The 16,786-nt window shown below is 74.0% G+C and carries 18 protein-coding genes, 1 tRNA gene and 1 pseudogene; 13 read left to right on the top strand and 7 right to left on the bottom strand.

Annotated features, from left to right (window positions below; genetic code table 11):
* The first annotated feature begins 55 nt into the window (after positions 1 to 55).
* From ACSNOB_RS01320 to ACSNOB_RS01305, 4 genes are all read left to right on the top strand, one after another.
* Positions 56 to 385, top strand: coding sequence for a YbaB/EbfC family nucleoid-associated protein (locus ACSNOB_RS01320; RefSeq protein ID WP_393102100.1), 330 nt, complete (start codon positions 56 to 58; stop codon positions 383 to 385).
* Position 386: 1 nt separating this feature from the next.
* Positions 387 to 692: a hypothetical protein gene (locus ACSNOB_RS01315; protein ID WP_393102101.1), complete on the top strand. Its 306-nt coding sequence runs from the start codon at positions 387 to 389 to the stop codon at positions 690 to 692.
* Complete coding sequence (locus ACSNOB_RS01310) at positions 692 to 1,378, top strand: hypothetical protein (protein WP_436684657.1); 687 nt, start codon at positions 692 to 694, stop codon at positions 1,376 to 1,378. Before ACSNOB_RS01315 ends, ACSNOB_RS01310 begins: the two co-directional genes overlap by 1 nt.
* Before the next feature lie 349 nt (positions 1,379 to 1,727).
* Positions 1,728 to 2,567 carry a PSP1 domain-containing protein gene (locus ACSNOB_RS01305; RefSeq protein WP_393102103.1) on the top strand — a complete coding sequence of 280 codons (840 nt, stop codon included), beginning with the start codon at positions 1,728 to 1,730 and terminating at the stop codon, positions 2,565 to 2,567.
* Positions 2,568 to 2,643: 76 nt separating this feature from the next.
* Here the strand turns inward: ACSNOB_RS01305 and ACSNOB_RS01300 are convergent, their stop codons facing one another.
* The gene (locus ACSNOB_RS01300; RefSeq protein WP_436684656.1) at positions 2,644 to 4,401 is read right to left on the bottom strand and encodes a metallophosphoesterase family protein; all 1,758 of its coding nucleotides are present in this window, start codon (positions 4,399 to 4,401) and stop codon (positions 2,644 to 2,646) included.
* 139 nt (positions 4,402 to 4,540) lie between these two features.
* Here ACSNOB_RS01300 and ACSNOB_RS01295 point away from each other — a divergent pair.
* Positions 4,541 to 4,614: transfer RNA gene (locus ACSNOB_RS01295), tRNA-Thr, on the top strand.
* Positions 4,615 to 4,872: 258 nt separating this feature from the next.
* On the opposite strand, the gene ACSNOB_RS01290 is transcribed toward ACSNOB_RS01295, so the two are convergent.
* Positions 4,873 to 5,916 (bottom strand): saccharopine dehydrogenase family protein, encoded by a 1,044-nt coding sequence (locus ACSNOB_RS01290; protein WP_436684655.1) that lies wholly within the window; start codon positions 5,914 to 5,916, stop codon positions 4,873 to 4,875.
* A 102-nt stretch (positions 5,917 to 6,018) separates the two neighbouring features.
* On the opposite strand from ACSNOB_RS01290, the gene ACSNOB_RS01285 reads away from it, so the two are divergent.
* Both ACSNOB_RS01285 and ACSNOB_RS01280 read left to right on the top strand, forming a co-directional pair.
* Positions 6,019 to 6,966: a helix-turn-helix domain-containing protein gene (locus ACSNOB_RS01285; RefSeq protein ID WP_436684654.1), complete on the top strand. Its 948-nt coding sequence runs from the start codon at positions 6,019 to 6,021 to the stop codon at positions 6,964 to 6,966.
* Between the two features lie 145 nt (positions 6,967 to 7,111).
* Positions 7,112 to 8,017 carry an aminoglycoside phosphotransferase family protein gene (locus ACSNOB_RS01280; RefSeq protein ID WP_436684692.1) on the top strand — a complete coding sequence of 302 codons (906 nt, stop codon included), beginning with the start codon at positions 7,112 to 7,114 and terminating at the stop codon, positions 8,015 to 8,017.
* Positions 8,018 to 8,064: 47 nt separating this feature from the next.
* Here ACSNOB_RS01280 and ACSNOB_RS01275 read toward each other — a convergent pair whose 3' ends face one another.
* Positions 8,065 to 8,718 carry an HD domain-containing protein gene (locus ACSNOB_RS01275; protein ID WP_436684652.1) on the bottom strand — a complete coding sequence of 218 codons (654 nt, stop codon included), beginning with the start codon at positions 8,716 to 8,718 and terminating at the stop codon, positions 8,065 to 8,067.
* Positions 8,719 to 8,756: 38 nt separating this feature from the next.
* The gene (locus tag ACSNOB_RS01270; RefSeq protein WP_436684650.1) at positions 8,757 to 10,136 is read right to left on the bottom strand and encodes a Dyp-type peroxidase; all 1,380 of its coding nucleotides are present in this window, start codon (positions 10,134 to 10,136) and stop codon (positions 8,757 to 8,759) included.
* 44 nt (positions 10,137 to 10,180) lie between these two features.
* Here ACSNOB_RS01270 and ACSNOB_RS01265 point away from each other — a divergent pair, with 44 nt between their 5' ends.
* The 4 genes from ACSNOB_RS01265 (at position 10,181) to ACSNOB_RS01250 (ending at position 12,741) form a co-directional block, all read left to right on the top strand.
* Entirely contained in the window at positions 10,181 to 11,143 is a 963-nt protein-coding gene (locus ACSNOB_RS01265) for a GlxA family transcriptional regulator (protein ID WP_436684649.1), read from the top strand.
* A 94-nt stretch (positions 11,144 to 11,237) separates the two neighbouring features.
* Positions 11,238 to 11,783 carry a DUF4240 domain-containing protein gene (locus ACSNOB_RS01260; RefSeq protein ID WP_436684648.1) on the top strand — a complete coding sequence of 182 codons (546 nt, stop codon included), beginning with the start codon at positions 11,238 to 11,240 and terminating at the stop codon, positions 11,781 to 11,783.
* A 70-nt stretch (positions 11,784 to 11,853) separates the two neighbouring features.
* Positions 11,854 to 12,270, top strand: a complete 417-nt coding sequence (locus ACSNOB_RS01255; protein ID WP_436684647.1) for an ester cyclase — start codon at positions 11,854 to 11,856, stop codon at positions 12,268 to 12,270.
* Between the two features lie 66 nt (positions 12,271 to 12,336).
* Entirely contained in the window at positions 12,337 to 12,741 is a 405-nt protein-coding gene (locus tag ACSNOB_RS01250; RefSeq protein ID WP_436684646.1) for a VOC family protein, read from the top strand.
* 414 nt (positions 12,742 to 13,155) lie between these two features.
* Here the strand turns inward: ACSNOB_RS01250 and ACSNOB_RS01245 are convergent.
* The 3 genes and pseudogenes from ACSNOB_RS01245 to ACSNOB_RS01235 form a co-directional block, all read right to left on the bottom strand.
* Positions 13,156 to 13,605: pseudogene (locus tag ACSNOB_RS01245) on the bottom strand (SRPBCC family protein); the annotation flags it as partial.
* Positions 13,606 to 13,799: 194 nt separating this feature from the next.
* A complete protein-coding gene (locus ACSNOB_RS01240; protein ID WP_436684645.1) occupies positions 13,800 to 14,678 on the bottom strand; it encodes a hypothetical protein in 879 nt (292 codons plus the stop codon).
* Between the two features lie 267 nt (positions 14,679 to 14,945).
* The gene (locus ACSNOB_RS01235; protein ID WP_436684643.1) at positions 14,946 to 15,563 is read right to left on the bottom strand and encodes a pyridoxamine 5'-phosphate oxidase family protein; all 618 of its coding nucleotides are present in this window, start codon (positions 15,561 to 15,563) and stop codon (positions 14,946 to 14,948) included.
* 152 nt (positions 15,564 to 15,715) lie between these two features.
* Between ACSNOB_RS01235 and ACSNOB_RS01230 the strand changes: the two genes are divergently transcribed.
* Both ACSNOB_RS01230 and ACSNOB_RS01225 read left to right on the top strand, forming a co-directional pair.
* The gene (locus ACSNOB_RS01230) at positions 15,716 to 16,222 is read left to right on the top strand and encodes a DUF2231 domain-containing protein (protein WP_393102119.1); all 507 of its coding nucleotides are present in this window, start codon (positions 15,716 to 15,718) and stop codon (positions 16,220 to 16,222) included.
* Between the two features lie 22 nt (positions 16,223 to 16,244).
* Entirely contained in the window at positions 16,245 to 16,784 is a 540-nt protein-coding gene (locus ACSNOB_RS01225) for an Hsp20/alpha crystallin family protein (RefSeq protein ID WP_436684641.1), read from the top strand.
* The last annotated feature ends 2 nt before the right edge of the window (positions 16,785 to 16,786 follow it).

Genomic DNA, 16,786 nt, shown 5'->3' with positions numbered 1-16,786 from the left:
GTGGTGACGGTGGCGGCACGCTCAGTGATGGCCTGTTCCGGGGAGGAGTCCGCCGATGCCGCGGGGGGAGATCGACGAGGCCTGGATCGAGGAGGCGGTGCGGCGCTACCGCCGGATCGAGTCCCTCCAGGCCGAGTTCGACCAGGCGGTGGCGACCGTCGAGGTGACCGTCCGGTCGCCCGACGGGCTGGTCGAGGTCGTGGTGACCGCCGGGGGGCGGATCACCGACGTCCGGTTCCTCGGCCCGTTGCACAACCGCAGTCCCCGGGACGTCGCCGGCTCCGTGCAGGCAGCGGTCACCGCGGCGGCCGACGCCGCCCAGTGGGCCCGGGAGAAGCTGCACAACGAGACCTTCGCCTCCTACCGTCCGCTGGCGGGAGCCTGAGATGGACAGCCTGCGCGCCCTCGCCGCCCGGCTCGACCAGGCGAGCGAGACCATGACCGCCGTGTCCCGCACGGTCACCGCCGGCGACCCGGCGCAGGCCGCGTTCGGCGCCGACGCCCCCGGCCGGCCCGGCGAGATCGGGCGGGCCCTGCACCGACAGTGGATCGCGGCCACCGGCGACCGGGCGCGGGAGGCGCACGCCGCGGCCCAGCGGCTGGCGGCCGCCGCGGCGGCGGTGCGGGCCGCCGCCGACCACTACGCCGACGTCGACCGGGCCGTCCGCCACCGGCTGGGCGGGGAGGCGTGATGGACACGCTGGACCGGCTCGCCGAGCCCGGGCTCGACCTGCTGCGCCGGGTGGACACGCTGCTCGCCGCCGGGGCGCCCGAGGGCCACCGCGTCTGGCCGCTGCTGCGCCGGATGCAGGTGCTCCCCGGCGAGGCCGTCCGGAACTTCCTCGACCTGCATCCGGCGCCGCTGGCCGACGCCGGCAACACGGTGCGCCGGCTGGTGCGGGCCTACGACGACGCCTCCGCCGCACTGGCCGATCCGGTGCTCTGGTCCGGTGCGGCCTCGTCGGCGTACGGGCAGGCCCGGGCGGCCCTGCTGCGGCACCTGGACGAGGGGCCGGAGAGCCTGGTCGGGCGGCTGGAGTCGACCGCCGGTTACGCCGACGCGCTCGCCGACTGGGTGGAGGGCAGCCGGCTGGCCCTGGCCCGGGCGCTGGCGGACGTGCTGCGCTCCGCCGAGGCGGTGGCCGTGGTCGGGGCGACCGCGGTGCCCGGCGGCGGACAGGAGCGCCGGGGGCCGGCCGGGCCGGGCGGGATCGAGGCCGCCGAGATCGCCGCGCGGGTGCTGGCGGTGCTCTGCGTCGCGTACGACGGGGCGGAGACCCTGCTGCGGCAGTGGGGGCCGAGCCTGGCCGAGTCCCGCTGGCGGGAGCCGGTGGCCGAGCGTCCCCGCTACGACACCCCCACCCGGATCGGCTGGTAGCCCGTCCGTAGGGGCTCCGCGTCGGGGGCGTGTGCCGCCGGACGGGCCGCGCCGTGGCGGTCGGCCCAACGGCGCACGGCGTCGCGCTCCGGACCCGGCGTGGCCGGGCTCCGGCGGCGACGCCGTGGCCTTTCCCCCTGCACCCCCCGCAGGTCTGCCTCCACTCAACGCCTCCAGTGCGCGTTTGTCCCGTACGGCGGACAGGATTCAACCGTCCGGGCGAGGGGCAACGGCACGACGAGGTGGGCGGCGGGTCGGTCGAGTCGACGAGTGTGGATCGCTGCACGGCGTAGTCGGACCGCGACGCCCGGCCGGGCCGCGACAGCCCGACCGTCGTAGGGTGGGAGCCATGGGCATGCTCTGCGCGGTCAGCTTCCAGCGGTACGGGCGCCTCTACTACCTGGACCCGGGCGACTGGAGCCCGCAGGTCGGCGACAAGGTGCTGGTGCCGACCGACGACGGACCCGAGGTGGCCGAGTGCGTCTGGGCCGCGCAGTGGGTCTCCGAGGACACGGCCGGCTTTCCCCGGCTGGCCGGGCTGGCGCAGGAGGAGGACCTGCGCCGCGACGAGGCGCTGCGCCGGCGTAAGGCCGAGGCGAAGGTCGCGGCGAAGCGGCTGATCCGGGAGCACGGCCTGCCGATGAAGGTGGTGGCGGTCGACCACGTACTCGGTTCCGCTGAGGGCGGCGGCGAGCGGAGCACCATCTACTTCACGGCACCGCACCGGGTGGACTTCCGCTCGCTGGTCCGCGACCTCGGGGCGACGCTGCACTGCCGGGTCGAGCTGCGCCAGCTCTCCGCGCGGGACTCGGCGCGGGTGCAGGGCGGCATCGGCTCCTGCGGGCGCGACCTCTGCTGCGCCACCTTCCTCAACGACTTCGAGCCCGTGACCATCCGGATGGCCAAGGACCAGGACCTGCCGCTCAACCCGCTGCGCATCTCCGGCGCGTGCGGCCGGCTGATGTGTTGCCTCAAATACGAACACCCGCTCTACCAGAGGTTCCAGGAGTCCGCTCCGGCGATCGGCGCGCGGGTGTCGACGCCGGAGGGCGACGGCCGGGTGGTCGGCCACAGCGTCCCGCGCGACTCGGTCACGGTCCGCCTCGACGCCGACGGCTCCCGCTGCTCCTGCTCCCGCGCCTCGGTCTGCGGCCCCCGCCAGGCCCACGACCAGCACTACAACTCCTAGCGCGGCCGTCCGCACCCGAACGGAACCACGGCACTCGCTGCGGGCGTTCCGTTGCGGGTGCGGGGGAGACGCGGTGTCAGGAAAGGATCACGGGGGGTTCCGCCAGGCGGGGGCGGAGAGGGCGCTTCGGCACCAGCCAGGAGGACTCGGGGGACTGGTCGGGGTTGACCTGCCAGTCGCGGGCGACGCGGTCGACCGCGATGGGATAGATCGTCAGCGTGCCGTCGGGGTCGATGCGCAGCCGCAGGAACGCCTTCGCGTCCTCGATGCCCTGGCCGGCGAAGAGCTCGTTGACGTTCACCCCGAACGCGCCCGCCACCAGCAGGTACGCGGCCACCAACTGGCTCGCCACCAGCCCGCTCACCGGGCCGTAGACCACCGCCGCGGCGACCGCCGGCAGTGGCCACGGCCAGTCGTAGAGGGGCAGGGCCAGCCAGGCCCAGGTGCCGGCCGCGGCCAGCCCGACGTGGGCCAGGCCGTGGCCCACGCCCAGGATCCAGTGCCGCGCGTGCCGCTTCCCGCCGGAGCTGGGCGGCTTGGCGAAGAAACCCGCGCCGACGAGCGTGACGAGCAGCATCGCCACCAGCGGCACGCTGAACAGCCGCTGCTCGGTGCCGGTCCGGTTGCTCACGACGCCGGCCATCGCCAGCATCAGCAGTGTGTGCAGGGTGCCGAGCAGGGTGGTGAAGCCCGGGTTGCGCAGCGGCAGCCGGGGGAAGATCCCCCAGCTGTACCGTCGGGAGCGGGCGGCGTCCGGGTAGCGGCCGGCCAGGTCGTACGGGCGGGAGGCGCTGGCCCGCCGGGCGAGGGTGTCGCGCGGGGGCACCTCGATCCGCTCCGGGAGCTTGTGGGTGGGGTAGAGGTAGGCGCCCCCGCCGCCACAGGTGATCAGCTGCCGGTCCGGGCCCGCGTACCGGGCGTAGTGGTGCAGGTCGCCGGAGATCAGCAGCCGCACCTGCGCCCCGGTGGGCGCGACGATCGTACGGACGAAGTAGTCGATCGAGTCGTACGCCGTGGGGTGGTCGACGGCCTTGACCCACGTCGGGGCCGGCACGGTGAGGATCACCCGGCTCTGCGGGCCCAGCCGCGCGGCGACCTTGTCGAAGTAGGTGAGCTGCGGGTCGTCCAGGTACGAGCCGGACTGGTCGTCGAGGCCGAGCAGCCACCAGTCGGCGGGCAGCTCGACGGCGAAGTACGAGCGGGACTGCCCGGTGTCCCAGCCGCCGAAGTGCCGGTCCCGGGAGCGCACGAACAGCCGCAGGAAGGCGGTCAGGCCGTCGTACCAGTCGTGGTTGCCCGGGACCGCGAAGAGCGTCGGCCGTTCGGGCGGGGTGACGGGCAGCGCGGCCTGGTAGGGCCCCTTGCACCGGTCCTCGTACGCCTCGAACGCCGCCGACGGGTAGACCTGGTCGCCGCCCATCACCAGGGTCTGCGCCCGGGGCAGCCGGTGGCCGTCCACCTCCAGCTCCCGCTGGGCGAGCAGGTAGGCCACCGAGTAGGTGGCGTTGAACCCGTCGCCGAGGTCGGCCACGTAGTCCAGCCAGAGCCCGCCGTCCGGACCGACCTGGCGGAAGATCCCGTCGCCGAACGCGTTCTGCAGCTCCCGTTTGTCCAGGTACGCCCCGAAGAGCATCGCCAGCAGCGTACGGATGCCGGTGCTGATCAGCAGGAAGGGCGCGAGCCACGGCACCGGCTTGCGCGGGGTGAAGCCCAGCTCGTGCGGGTCGGTGCTGCGCGGCCGGCGCGCCGCCCGCCCGCCGGCCGCCTCGCTCGCGTGCGGGCTCTCCGCCGCGCCGTCCTGCCGCTCACCGTCGGGGGCGCGATCGTCGGTCACCCGCCGCAGCGTAGTCCGGGCTCGCCGCGATCGCTGTCCGGTAAACGTCCGGTCCGGGCCTGCATGTCCGGTCCGTCGAGGCGGGTGGGGGATCCCGTTCGGCCGGAGGGCGAACCGTGCCGTACACTTGACGATCGTTGCCGCCTTAGCTCAGTCGGCTAGAGCGACGCACTCGTAATGCGTAGGTCGACGGTTCGATTCCGTCAGGCGGCTCGGTGAAGAAGCCCAGGTCAACGACCTGGGCTTCGCCGTTTCCCGAGGGCGGTCCGCCCGGTAGACCTTTTGCTCGCCGCCTTTCGCATGTTCGGTGGATCGCCGGGGGCACCGGCTCAGGCGAGAGCACTCTCACCCGAGCCCTGGCCGAGCGCTACGACGTGCTGACCTACGGCGGCGAGCGACCGCAGCGAGGCGCTCGCCCTGCGACTCGCTCGCGACGAACCTAGGACGCAGAAGTTCGGCGCCAGTCGTTGCTCAGCCGCGGGTGTCGAGCGGGGTGTGCAGGGTGAGGTGCGGGGAGAGGGCGCGGAGGAAGTCCGGGGCGTCGAAGAGGGCGCCCGCGGAGGCGACACCGGTGGTTGTGGTTCGGCCGGTGAGGATGCGCTCGACGGCCTCGACCGCGAGCGGCGCGCTGATGGCGTAGATGTCCTGGCCGGTGGCGGCCAGGCGGCGTTCGGTGCCGCCGCTGCGGACGAGGACGTCGACGAGGAAGGTCTGCGCCGAGCGGCCGCGTTCGTCGACGGCGGTGGGTGCCGAGGCGTCGGGAGCGAAGAGGTCCGCGGCCGCCTTGGCGGTCATGTAGGTGCGTACCTCGGGGATGGCCAGGTGGCTGGGGACGGTGACGATGTCGGCCATGGAGAACTCGCCGATGACGCTCTGGGCGCCGAGCGGGTCCGGGAAGGGCCACTCCAGGGTCGGCAGCGCGTCGTCGTGGTATTCGATCTGTCCGCCGGTGTAGCGGACCCGGCGGCCGTTGCGTCGTTGTCCGGAGACGGTGCCGGAGACGACGGTTCCGGCGGTGGGGTGCCAGCTGCTCAGGCCGTAGGCGACGTGCGCCTCGTCCGCTGCCGTCCAGTCGCCCATCGCGGTGGTGACGAGCAGGTCGCCGAGGCCGCCGTAGAAGGCCATCGCCGGGAGCACCACGGTGTCGGCGGCGCGGGCGCGCTCCGCGAAGTCCGCGAACGTGTCGATGTTGGCTTCGATCTCGGCCGCCACGTCGACGTACGGGATGCCGGCGCGCAGCGCCGCCTCGATCACCGGGGCGGCGGTCGAGGCGAACGGCCCGGCGGTGTTGATCACGGCGGCCGCGCCGGTGAGCGCGCGGTCGAGGGAGGTCGGATCGTCGACCGACGCCTGCCGCGTCTGCAGGCCCGGGAAGTCCTGCGCCAGTGCTTGCAGCTTGTTCTGGTCGCGGCCGAGCAGCAGCGGGACGTATCCGCGTTCCTGCAGTTCGGCGACCACGAACCGGCCGGTGTGCCCGTACGCGCCGTATACCGCCACGTTCCGAACCGATGCCATCTCTTGCTCCTGCGGCTTGAAGTGATCTTCTGCTGAAGATCTTGCCCTGTCCGCCGAACCTCGACCAGTGTCCGGAACGACATGGCCCATACAATTCCCGACATGAGTTCCTTCCCGCGCTCCGTCGCGGTCGCCGCCACCGACGGGATGCTGCACTTCGAGCTGGCCCTGGCCTACGAGGTCTTCGGCTCCGCGCCGGACGCCCTGCCGGGCCCCTGGTACGACGTCCGCGTGTGCGGCACGCACGCCGTCCGGGTCGGCCGGTTCCTGCTGGAGCCGGACTGCGGGCTCGACTGGCTGGCGCACGCCGACACCGTGATCGTTCCCGCCCTGGCGGACGTCGACGAGGACCCGCCGGCCGACCTGGTCGAGGCGGTGCGCGCGGCCCACGAGTCGGGCGCGCGGGTGGTCTCCCTGTGCACGGGCGTGTTCGTGCTCGCCGCCGCCGGCCTGCTGGACGGGCTGTGCGCGACCACGCACTGGGCCCACACCGACGAACTCGCCGCGCGCTATCCCCGGGTGAAGGTCGACCCGGACGTGCTCTACGTCGACAACGGCAGCGTGCTCACGTCCGCGGGCAAGGCCGCGGCGATGGACCTGTGCCTGCACCTGGTCCGCCGCGACCACGGCCCGGCGGTCGCCAACGTGGTCGCCCGTCGCCTCGTCGTGCCGCCCCACCGGGCCGGTGGCCAGGCCCAGTTCGTCACCACACCGGTGCCCGACCAGGACGGCCATCCCCTGGCCGAGCTGCTCCCCTGGGTGATGCGGCGGCTGGATCAGCCGCTCACCGTGGAGGACCTGGCCCGCCAGGCGAACATGAGCTCTCGCCACCTGGCCCGCCACTTCCGCTCGGTGACCGGCACCACCCCGCTGCAGTGGCTGCTGACGCAGCGGATCCGCCGCGCGCAGGAGCTGCTGGAGGCCACGGACGACAGCATCGACACCATCGCCTCGGCCGCGGGCATGGGCACGGCGACGACACTGCGCCGCCACTTCCACCGCACGGTCGGCGTGCCGCCGGACGTCTACCGCCGCACGTTCCGCGCGTGAGGCCGGGCACCTCGCCCTGACGGCCCCCGGCCGTCTCGGCAGCCGAAGGGCCGGCATCCCCGGGGCTCCGCCGCGCGGGCGCAGCGCTGCGACGAGGAGAAATCGCTGGCGGCATCGACGCCGGGCAGGAAGGTTTCCTCTTGTGATCCTCCACGAGAACGAGATCCGGGCCGACGAGGCGGTGGTCCGGTCCCTGCTGCGGGAACAGCGGCCGGAGTGGGCGGCCCTTCCCGTCTCGCCCGCCGGCGCGGGCACGGACAACACCATGTACCGGCTGGGCGACGAGCTGCTCGTGCGGTTGCCTCGCACCCCCGACAGGGCGAACGCCGTGCGGAAGGAGCAGACGTGGCTGCCGCGGCTGGCGCCGTACCTTCCCTGTCGCATTCCGGAGCCCGTCCACGCCGGGATCCCGGGTTCCGCTTTCCCGCTCGCCTGGTCGGTGTACCGGTGGATCGACGGCGAGCAGGCCGGCCCCGGCACGGTCACCGACTGGCCCGCCTTCGGCGCCGACCTGGCGGCGGCCGTGCGGAGCCTCCACTCGACCGCCCTCATGGGCGCCGTCCGGGAGGGCGAGCTCGACTGGTACCGCGGCGGCACCCTGCGCGCCTGCGACAGGTGGATCAGCGGATGCCTCGACGACTGCCGTGCTCTCCCGGGCCTCGACCTCGACGTCGCGTTCCTGCACGACCTGTGGCGGAAGGCCCTCGCCCTGCCGGAGCCAACCGGCCGACACGTCTGGCTCCATGGGGATCTCAAGCCGACCAACGTCCTGGTCCGGAAGGGAAAGCTCCAGGCGATCATCGACTTCGGGGGCCTCTCGGTCGGCTTCCCCGACGCCGAACACTCCACCCTGTGGGACTATCCGCCCGAGGCGCGACAGGCGTACCGGGACGCCATGGGACTCGACGATGTGACCTGGCTACGTGCCCGGGCATGGGCGATCGCGGTCGGGGTCAGCGGAGTGTCGTACTACCGGGACACCTACCCCGCCTTCGTGAGCGAGTGCCTGTCCCGCCTCCACGCCATCCTGGACGATGCCGGCGAACGGTGAGCAGACCTGCCGCCCGTGCCCGACGGGACGAGCCGGGCGGCGGGCGCTCAGTCCCGGTAGTCGCCCCAACTCGGCTCCATCCGCATCAGCTGCTCCCAGCTCGGCCACGTCGCGCCGGTGTGCTGCCGGACCAGCTCGCCCGGCACGCTGAACGGCGGCGCCTTGTGCGGCTTGGCCAGCGCCTGGCCGACGATCGCGTCGTGGAGCACCACGGTGGCGTGCAGGCGGGGCAGCACGGCGTGGATCCGGTCGGCGTCCCCGGCCGGCAGCGGCGGACCCTCCGGCTGCAGGTCGTACCCGGAACCGGCCGACACCAACGCGATCTCCGGCCGCTTGCGCAGCGGGATGTCGCCGCACAGGTGCAGCGCGATCGCGTCCCAGACGATCTCGACCCGGTCCGGCGGCACGCCGTGCGCGGTGAGGTGGCGCGCGGCGAGGTCGGCGCCGTCGAGTTCGAAGCGCTGGTCGCCGTCGCCGTCGTCGGTCAGCCCGACGTCGTGCAGGACGCAGCCGAGGAACAGCAGCTCGTCGTCGTAGTCGCGGTCGGGACGCAGGCCGCGCTGCTCGCCGAGGAACCGCGCGTACAGGTACGTCCGCATGCTGTGGTTGAAGATCGCCGGGTCGGCGCGGTGCCGGACGTACCGCGCGGTGTCCAGCGCCAGCTCGGTCGACGGGAACGGCAGGTCGTGGAAGGGGTTCACCGGAAGGTCCTCTCCTGTGCGGCGGTGCCGGGCGTGGCTCAGCCGAGCAGCGTCTTGCCGACGTAGCCGTCGGGCTCCGCGCCGGGCGGGACAGCCCAGACGCCGCTCCCGACGTGCGTGGTGAACGTGGCGAGCCGGTCGGCGCGGGCCAGCGCCTCCTGCGCCGGGACGAACTGCGTACCGGGGTCGCGCACGTACACGGCCAGCAGCAACCCGGCGTCGTAGTTGTGCCGGTGCGTCGCGTGGTCGTGCGGCTCGGTGCCGGCCGGGTGCGTGTGCGCCTCGTCGGGCTGCGGCCCGTCGTCGTAGTTGAAGCCGCGGCGGAACATCTTGAACGGCCGGGCCAGGCGGACGTGGGCGTCGGCCGGGATCACCGGCGCGCCGCCGGGCCCGGTGCGGTCCAGGTCGAGCGGCGTGAACTCGGAGCCACCGGAGAGCGGCGCGCCGGTGTCGCGGTGCCGGCCGAGTATCGCGTCCTGCTGCGCGGCCGGCGTCAGATCCCACATCGCCAGCGACATCCGGATCCGGCGCAGGACGAGGAACGTGCCGCCGGCCATCCAGTCCGGACCGGCGCCGTCGGGCACCCACACCGTCTCGGCGAACTCGGGCGTGCCCGGCGCCGGATTCGCGGTGCCGTCCTTCTGCCCGAACAGGTTGCGCGGCGTGCCGCCGTCCGCCGGGTACCCCTGGAAGCCCTGCTGGACCCAGCGCAGCGTGGCGATGCCCATGACCCGACTGCGCAGCTGCCGGGCCGCGTAGCTGGCCAGCTGCGGGTCGTCGGCGCACACCTGCGCGACCAGGTCACCCCCGCTGTACGCCGGGTCGAGCTGGTCGCCGGCGAATGCCGGAAGGTCGCGCAGCGCCGGTGGCCGCTGTGCGGCCAGACCGAACCGCGCGTCGAACACGCCCGGCCCGAAGCCGAACGTCACGGTGAGCCGGGCGGGCGCGAGCCCGTCGCCGTCGCCGCTGTCCACGGCCGCGCCGGCCGGAGCGTTGCCCCGGGGCGGCGGCCGGTGCCCCTGGGTGACCCGGGCGGCGACCGCGGTCCAGTCGCGCAGCAGGTTCCGCAGCACGGCCACGTCGCGGGTGACGAGGTCGAAGCCGACGAAGACGACGTACCGCTGCTTCGGCGTGGCGATGCCGGCCTGGTGGCGGCCGTGGAACGGCACGGTGGCCGGCGGCTGCGCCGGTGTCCGCTCGTCGCCGCGCCCGACGGTGGCGACCATGCCGGCGGCGCCGGCCAGCGCCGCCGCCGAGACGCCGAGCACCGCGCGGCGGGAGGTCACCGGCCGCGGGCCGGGCGGATGGTTCGAGTGTGACGCTGTCATGTCGATACGGTCGGCCCGGTCGCGGCGGCGGTTCCCGGGCCGGTCGACGAGGTCCGGCAGCGTGGGCGGCAGGTCCGCTTCGGTGGGCACCGGGTCCTTGCGGACCTCGCCCGGCCGGCGCAGACTGGCCGATCATGAGCGCCGGCACCTCCCGCACCGTCGTGCTGGTGGTCCGGCCGGACGTCGTGCTGCTCGACCTGGCCGGGCCGATGCAGGTGCTGCACGGCGCCGGTGGCTACCGGATCCTCGTCGCCTCACCCGACGGGCGCCCGGTGCGGACCGACGTCGGCATGCCGCTCGGCGCCGACCTCGCCCTGTCCGACATCCGCCCGCCGGTCGACACGCTGCTCGTGCCGGGCGTGCTCAGCCTCGACGCCGACCCCGCCGCGGCCGGTCAGGTGCGCCGTATCGGCGCCGGGGCGCGCCGGGTGGCGTCCGTCTGCACCGGCGCCTTCCTGCTCGCCGAGGCCGGGTTCCTGGCCGGACGCCGGGCCACCACCCACTGGAACTCCTGCGCCGAGTTCGCGGCACGCTTTCCCGACGTCACCGTCGAGCCGGACGCGATCCACGTCCGCGACGGCCGGGTACGCACCTCGGCCGGGATGACCGCCGGCATCGACCTCGCCCTCGCGCTCGTCGAGGAGGACCACGGCGCCGACCGCGCCCGCACCGTGGCCCGGCACCTGGTGGTCTTCCCGCGGCGCGCCGGTGGGCAGTCGCAGTTCAGCGACCCGCACCTCGTACCGGCGACGCAGCATCCCGTGCTGCGGGTCGTGTTCGACGCGGTCACCAGCCGGCCCGACGGCGACCACCGGCTCGGCACGCTGGCCAACCTGGCGCTGGTCAGCGAGCGGCACCTCACCCGGCTGTTCCGCCGCGAGCTGGGCCGCACCCCGGGCCAGTACGTCGAGCAGGTGCGGATCCAGGCGGCCCGCGCACTGCTGGAGTCCGGTGACGCGAGCGTCGCCGCGATCGCCCGCGCCACCGGCTTCGGCTCCGCCGAAACGCTGCGCCGCGCGTTCCACCGCGTGCTCGGCACGACACCGACGGCGTACCGGCAACGCTTCCACCCGACGCCCCCGGCGGCAAGGCCGTGAAGCGTTCCCGTACGGCCGGGCCGGGACGGACCGCCCGGGACGGCGGCAGAATCGACGCCGCGGGAATGTCGGTCGCGGTCGCTACGCTCCCGCCGTGACTGACCTTGCCAGTGGTGTCGCGAAGCTGCCGAGCGCCGAGGACGAGGCCCGGTTCTGGGCCCTCGTCGAGTCCGCGTGGGAGCGGCTCGGCCCCGAGCCCGCCGCGCTCCGCCGGGCGCTGCTGACCCGGGATCCGGAGGCCGACGACGATGACGACTGCCGCTACGCCCTCGACGCGTGGCTCGACCCGTTCCTCGACAGCCTCCGCCAGCTCACCGTCGACCTGTCCAGCCGCGAGCTGACCGACCTGGACCGGGTGGTGGAGCGCAAGCTGCACGACATCGACCGAGCCGACGTCCACGACGTGACCGACGGCTCCGACGACGGATTCCTCTACTGCCGGGGATACATCGTCGCCCTCGGGCGCGAGTTCTACGAGGCGGTCAGCGCCGATCCCGCCGTGGCCGTCCCGGACGGCGAGTGCGAGGGCCTGTGCTACTTCTTCGCCCACCTGCACGACGAGCGCTTCGGCGGCTGGCCGGAGACCGGCTCGGGGATCTCGCGGGAGTCCTGCACCAACCCGGCGGGCTGGAGCGAGTGACCGCCGCCGTGCCACGTCCGCGCGCGGCGGCGCCAGCCGGCTCCGCGACGACCAGGGGGATACTGCGGGGATGAACAGTGATCCGGTCGCCGTGGTCCGGTCGTTCCTCGAGGTGGTCCGGTCCGGCGTCGACCCGTCCCGGGCCGGGCGCTTCATGGCCCCGACGGTGACGGCCCATCAGGTGCAGGCCGAGGACCCGGCCGTGCTCCGGCGGAGCCCGCAACAGTACGCGGAGCACGTGGCCGAGATGCTCGACGCGTACGGCCCGTTCACCCTCACCGTCGACGAGCTCTTCGGCTCCGGCGACAAGGTCTACGCCCGCTGGACGCAGCGGGGGCACCATGTCGGCGAGGTCGACGGCCGGGCGCCCACCGGCGCGCCGGTGACCCAGCTGACCAGCGCGGTCTACCGGGTGGTCGACGGGCTCATCGTGGAGTATTGGATCCAGATAGACCGCCACGGCCTGCGGGCGCAACTGGAGCGATGAGTTTCCTCGGCCCGCCGCGTCCACCCTGACGACACCTCGTTACGCGAGCCCTCTGGAGGCAGCCTCATGCAGTACGCACCGGTCGTCGTCAGCCTGCCGATCGCCGACCGGCCGACCTCGTACCGCTTCTACTCCGACGGGCTCGGCCTGGACGCCGTCGGGGAGCCGGCGGAGGACGGCGTCCCCGAGCCGTTGCAGTTCGCGGTCAACGACGGCCTGCGGGTCATGCTGGTGCCGACCGGCGGATTCGGCTGGGTCATCGGTTCCCACGAAATCGCCCCGCGCGGGCAGAGCGAGTGCGTCCTCAGCCTCCCGGCGGCGACACCGGAGGAGGCGACCCGGTTGATCGAGCGGGCCCGGGCCGCCGGCGCGGAGGTCGTCGTCGAGCCGGAACAGCGGCCGTGGGGATACACGGGCGCCTTCGCCGATCCGGACGGCCACCTGTGGATGGTCGTCGCGGAGCCCGCCTGACGCAGCCCGCCCACCGGGCCGGCCCACACGCGCACGGCAGCCGTGGCGGAGCCGGCCGGGGGGAGGACCGGGAGCGCACGAGCGAAGGCCCAGGTCCCGGGGACCTGGGCCGTTCGCTGACGCCTTCAGGCGTACGGGGATGGGTCACATCGTGCGGTGCGGGTAGCCGACGGCGCCGGGCTCCGGCACGACCTCGACGTCGGTCACCACGTAGGCGGTGTCGCTCGTGGTGGCCGGACGGTCGTCCTCGTCGGTGTCCGAGCGGCGCTTCGCGGCCGCGGCGGCTCCGGCCGCCGCCGCCCCGGCCACCGCCGCGCCCGCGGCCACGGCCTTGCCGGACACCCCGGCCTTGCCGCTGTCGCCGCGGGTCGCCGCCGCGTGCTCGACGCCCGGCGTGCCCACACCGAGGCCGCTGTCGACCGTGCCGCGCCAGGCCCCGGTCTCCACGCCGCGCTCCTCGATGTACGACTTGAACTTCCGCAGGTCCGACTCGGCCTGCCGCTCGACGATGTTCAGCTTGTCGCCGGCCTTCTCGACCAGCCCCTCGGGCTCGTACTCGAGGTGCAGCTGGACCATCGTGCGGTCGGGGCCGACGGGCTGGAAGTAGACCGCCCCCGCGTTCGTCGCGCCCTCGGTGGCCGCCCAGGCCACCTTCTGGTCGGGCACCTGCTCCAGGACCGTCGCGTCCCACTCGCGCTGGACGCCGGCGATCTCGGCGACCCAGTGCATCCGCCGGTCGTCGAGCTGGCGCACCTCGCGGACGCCCCCCATGAAGCGGGGGAACTCCTCGAACTGCGTCCACTGGTTGTACGCGGTGCTCACCGGAACCTGCACTTCGATGGACTTCTCGACCTTCGTGGTCACGGGTGATCCTCCTCGTTGGTCGAATTGCTCTCGTCGGAGGGGAGAGCCGTCCCTCGTCTGTCTGAACTCCTACCCCCAGCGAGGGCGCTCAATCGCCGGACCTGCCGGAACACCACATCGGACGGCCGGGCCGGCACGCGAAGGCCCGGGTCAGCGGGGGTGCTGACCCGGGCCTGGCGGCCGGTACGACGGGCTCAGCCGTCCTCGCGGTCCGGGCTCTCCAGCCGGAAGAAGTTGCTCTGCCTGCCGTCGGAGCGTTCCTCCTGGTAGATGAAGTTCAGCCGGCGCTTGTCGAAGGCGTCGAACCACTCCTCCCAGCTGATCTCGCGCAGCCGGTCCTCGCGGCCGTTGGCCGGGAAGTCGAAGCGCAGGACGCCGGCGTGGCCGTCGTGGTCGGTGCCGTCGACGGTGCACGGCACACCCTTGCGGGCCTCGGCCCACTGCCGGATGACCTCGTGGTCGGTGGTGACCAGGCTGCGGCCGGGCCGCTCCGGCTCGTCGTCCACGGAGTCGATGACCTGCGAGTACTTCAGCGACTTGGAGGTCTGCGCGCCGGTCCGGATGCCGTCGGACGAGGAGCCCGACGAGCCGGTCGATCGGGAGGCGCCCGACGCGCCGGAGCCGGCCTTCATGCTCTTGACGAGGGCCTTGACCAGGTCGTCCTTCTTCATGTCGGCGGTGTCGGTGACGCCGCGGCGGCGGAGCCGGTCGCGCAGGTCGTCGACCTTCATCCGGGCGATCTCGCTCTCGTTGATGTCCGGGGTGTTCGGCGTCTGGTTGCCGGGCGGGTTGCCGTTCGACGACGAGCGGCCGCCGCCCGCGCCGGCCTTGGCGCCGCTGCCCGAACCGCCGGCGCGGCCGGTGCCGGCCTTCATGCTCTTGACGAGGGCCTTGACCAGGTCGTCCTTCTTCATGTCGGCGGTGTCGGTGACGCCGCGGCGGCGGAGCCGGTCGCGCAGGTCGTCGACCTTCATCCGGGCGATCTCGCTCTCGTTGATGTCCGGGGTGTTCGGCGTCTGGTTGCCCGGGGGATTCTTGGTCGCGGTCGATCCCGAGCTGCTTCGCGTGGGCATGGGAGGTCCGTCCTTCCTCGACCCGTGTCCAGGGGGTGGCGCCGCATGACGCGCCGGGCCGTCCCCGTATCAGTACCCTCGCCGGCCACCCCAAACGTCCGGCCGGTTCAGTCGGCCCGCTCCGGCAGGCCGAGCGGGCGGGGGACCGGCGGGAGGAGCACCCGGGCGAGCGCACCCGCCGTCGTATCCACAGTGCCGTTCCGCCGGATCCCGGCGAACCGGCTCGGTCGGCGTGCACGCTGTCGGGCCGGCTGACGCCGGCCGAGGTCAGGCGTAGATGCTCTTGACGTAGTCCGGGCCGTAGTGGCGCTCCAGGGCCGCCAGGCTCTCGCCGGGCGCCTCCAGCTCCTTGACCAGCCGGGCCCGGGAGGGCAGTGCGTCCGGCCGCCAGGTCTCCGGCTGCCACAGCTGGGACCGCAGGAACGCCTTGGCGCAGTGGTAGAAGATCTGCTCGACCTCCACCACCACGGCCAGGACGGGGCGGTGGCCCTTCACGACCATGTCGTCGAACCACGGGGCGTCGCGGACCAACCGGGCCCGGCCGTTGATCCGCAGCGTGTCGGTGCGCCCCGGGATCAGGAAGATCAGCCCGACGTGCGGGTTGTCCAGGATGTTGCGGTAGCCGTCCGCGCGCCGGTTGCCCGGCCGCTCCGGAATGGCGATGGTCCGGTCGTCCAGCACCAGCGTGAAGCCGGGCGGGTCGCCCTTCGGCGACACGTCGCAGGTGCCGTCCGCGCCGGCCGTCGCCACCAGGCAGAACGGCGACGCCGCGAGCCACTGCCGGTCCCTGGGGTGCAGGACGGGCCGCTCCTTGTCGAGCGCCCGCGGCATCGGCGCTCCCAGGAGCTCGCGCAGCTCCTCGTGCGACGTGATCTCCACCGTCACGTGGCTCTCCCCCGTGCGTTGATTCCGGTGGCGGCGTGCCCGCCGCCGTCCGTCCAGCCTATGGGGCACGGGCCGGCGCGAGGTTTGCCCGCCGGCGGCGGGGGTACCGCCTCACCCGACCCGCCCGGAGAGACCGAGCAGTGGAGGCCCGCGTGGAGAGCCGACTCAAGGTGTTGGGCCACCCCGTCCACCCCATGCTGGTGATGTTCCCGGTGGGCCTGCTGGTCACCGCGGTCCTGTTCGATGTGGTGGACACCGTCGGCGGGCCGGACTTCCTCGGCGAGGTCGCGTACTGGAACATCACCGTCGGCCTCGTCGGCGGCCTGCTGGCCGCGGCGGCCGGGACGTTCGACCTGCTGGCCATCCCCTCGGCGACCCGCGCCAAGCGGGTGGCGCTCACCCACGCCGCCGCCAACCTGGCGGTGATCCTGCTGTTCGCCGCGATCTGGGCGGTGCGGCTCAACGCCGACTCCCGGGCCGCCGGTGGCGCGCTGATCGCCATCGAGGTGGTCGCGCTGGCGATCCTCGGCATCAGCGCCTGGCTCGGCGGGGAACTGGTCGACCGGCTCGGCGTCGGCGTGGACCGGGAGGCCGGCCTGGACGCGCCCAGCTCGCTGCGGCCGCCGGCGGCCACCCAGCGGATCGGAGAGGTGCGATGAGCGAGCGCAGCGGAGGGCTGGCATGAGCGAGCAGAGCGAGGGGGCCGGCCGGGGCTGGCGCGGCCGCCAGCAGGGCTGGGATCCGATGGGCGAGTTGCAGTCCCTGCGGTCCGAGCTGCGCCGGCTGGTCGGCGGGCGGGCCGGGCCGCCGGACGTCGAGCTGGCCGAGACCGCCGACGGCTGGGAGGTCGTGGTGCGGCTGCCCGGCGTGGCGCCGGAGGAGGTGGCGGTCGAGCTGGACGACCGCGAGCTGTGCGTCCGGGCCCGCTCCGAGGCCGAGGTCAACGCCGACCACGGCATCCCCGGCGGCTTCGAGACGCGGGGCTTCGAGTACCGGGTCGACCTGCCCGCCCGGGTGGACCCGGACGCCATCGACGCCGTGATGGACCACGGCCTGCTCCGGGTCCGGCTGCCCCGGGCCGCCCGGCCCGCGCCGCGCACCATCACCGTCGGCCGTGCCGGCGCCCGCCCCGCCGCGGGTACGCGGACCGTCGTCGACCCGGCCGCCGACCGCGAGATGCACCACCCGGACACCGCCGTCGGCGAGACCGACCGGCCGTAGCG

Source organism: Micromonospora sp. URMC 106, assembly GCF_051386395.1.
In the GTDB taxonomy this organism is placed as follows: Bacteria; Actinomycetota; Actinomycetes; order Mycobacteriales; family Micromonosporaceae; genus Micromonospora.
The sequence above is the reverse complement of the archived record's forward strand: the minus strand, read 5'-3'. Positions and strand labels throughout refer to the sequence as shown.

What these genes read in the sequence shown, in the direction of transcription:
- ACSNOB_RS01305 (WP_393102103.1), top strand. Translation starts at nt 1,728, where the DNA reads ATGGGCATGCTCTGCGCGGTCAGCTTCCAGCGGTACGGGCGCCTCTAC.
- ACSNOB_RS01285 (WP_436684654.1), top strand. Translation starts at nt 6,019, where the DNA reads ATGAGTTCCTTCCCGCGCTCCGTCGCGGTCGCCGCCACCGACGGGATG.
- ACSNOB_RS01315 (WP_393102101.1), top strand. Translation starts at nt 387, where the DNA reads ATGGACAGCCTGCGCGCCCTCGCCGCCCGGCTCGACCAGGCGAGCGAG.
- ACSNOB_RS01310 (WP_436684657.1), top strand. Translation starts at nt 692, where the DNA reads ATGGACACGCTGGACCGGCTCGCCGAGCCCGGGCTCGACCTGCTGCGC.
- ACSNOB_RS01255 (WP_436684647.1), top strand. Translation starts at nt 11,854, where the DNA reads ATGAACAGTGATCCGGTCGCCGTGGTCCGGTCGTTCCTCGAGGTGGTC.
- ACSNOB_RS01250 (WP_436684646.1), top strand. Translation starts at nt 12,337, where the DNA reads ATGCAGTACGCACCGGTCGTCGTCAGCCTGCCGATCGCCGACCGGCCG.
- ACSNOB_RS01265 (WP_436684649.1), top strand. Translation starts at nt 10,181, where the DNA reads ATGAGCGCCGGCACCTCCCGCACCGTCGTGCTGGTGGTCCGGCCGGAC.
- ACSNOB_RS01225 (WP_436684641.1), top strand. Translation starts at nt 16,245, where the DNA reads ATGAGCGAGCAGAGCGAGGGGGCCGGCCGGGGCTGGCGCGGCCGCCAG.
- ACSNOB_RS01290 (WP_436684655.1), bottom strand. Translation starts at nt 5,916, where the DNA reads ATGGCATCGGTTCGGAACGTGGCGGTATACGGCGCGTACGGGCACACC.
- ACSNOB_RS01320 (WP_393102100.1), top strand. Translation starts at nt 56, where the DNA reads ATGCCGCGGGGGGAGATCGACGAGGCCTGGATCGAGGAGGCGGTGCGG.
- ACSNOB_RS01240 (WP_436684645.1), bottom strand. Translation starts at nt 14,678, where the DNA reads ATGCCCACGCGAAGCAGCTCGGGATCGACCGCGACCAAGAATCCCCCG.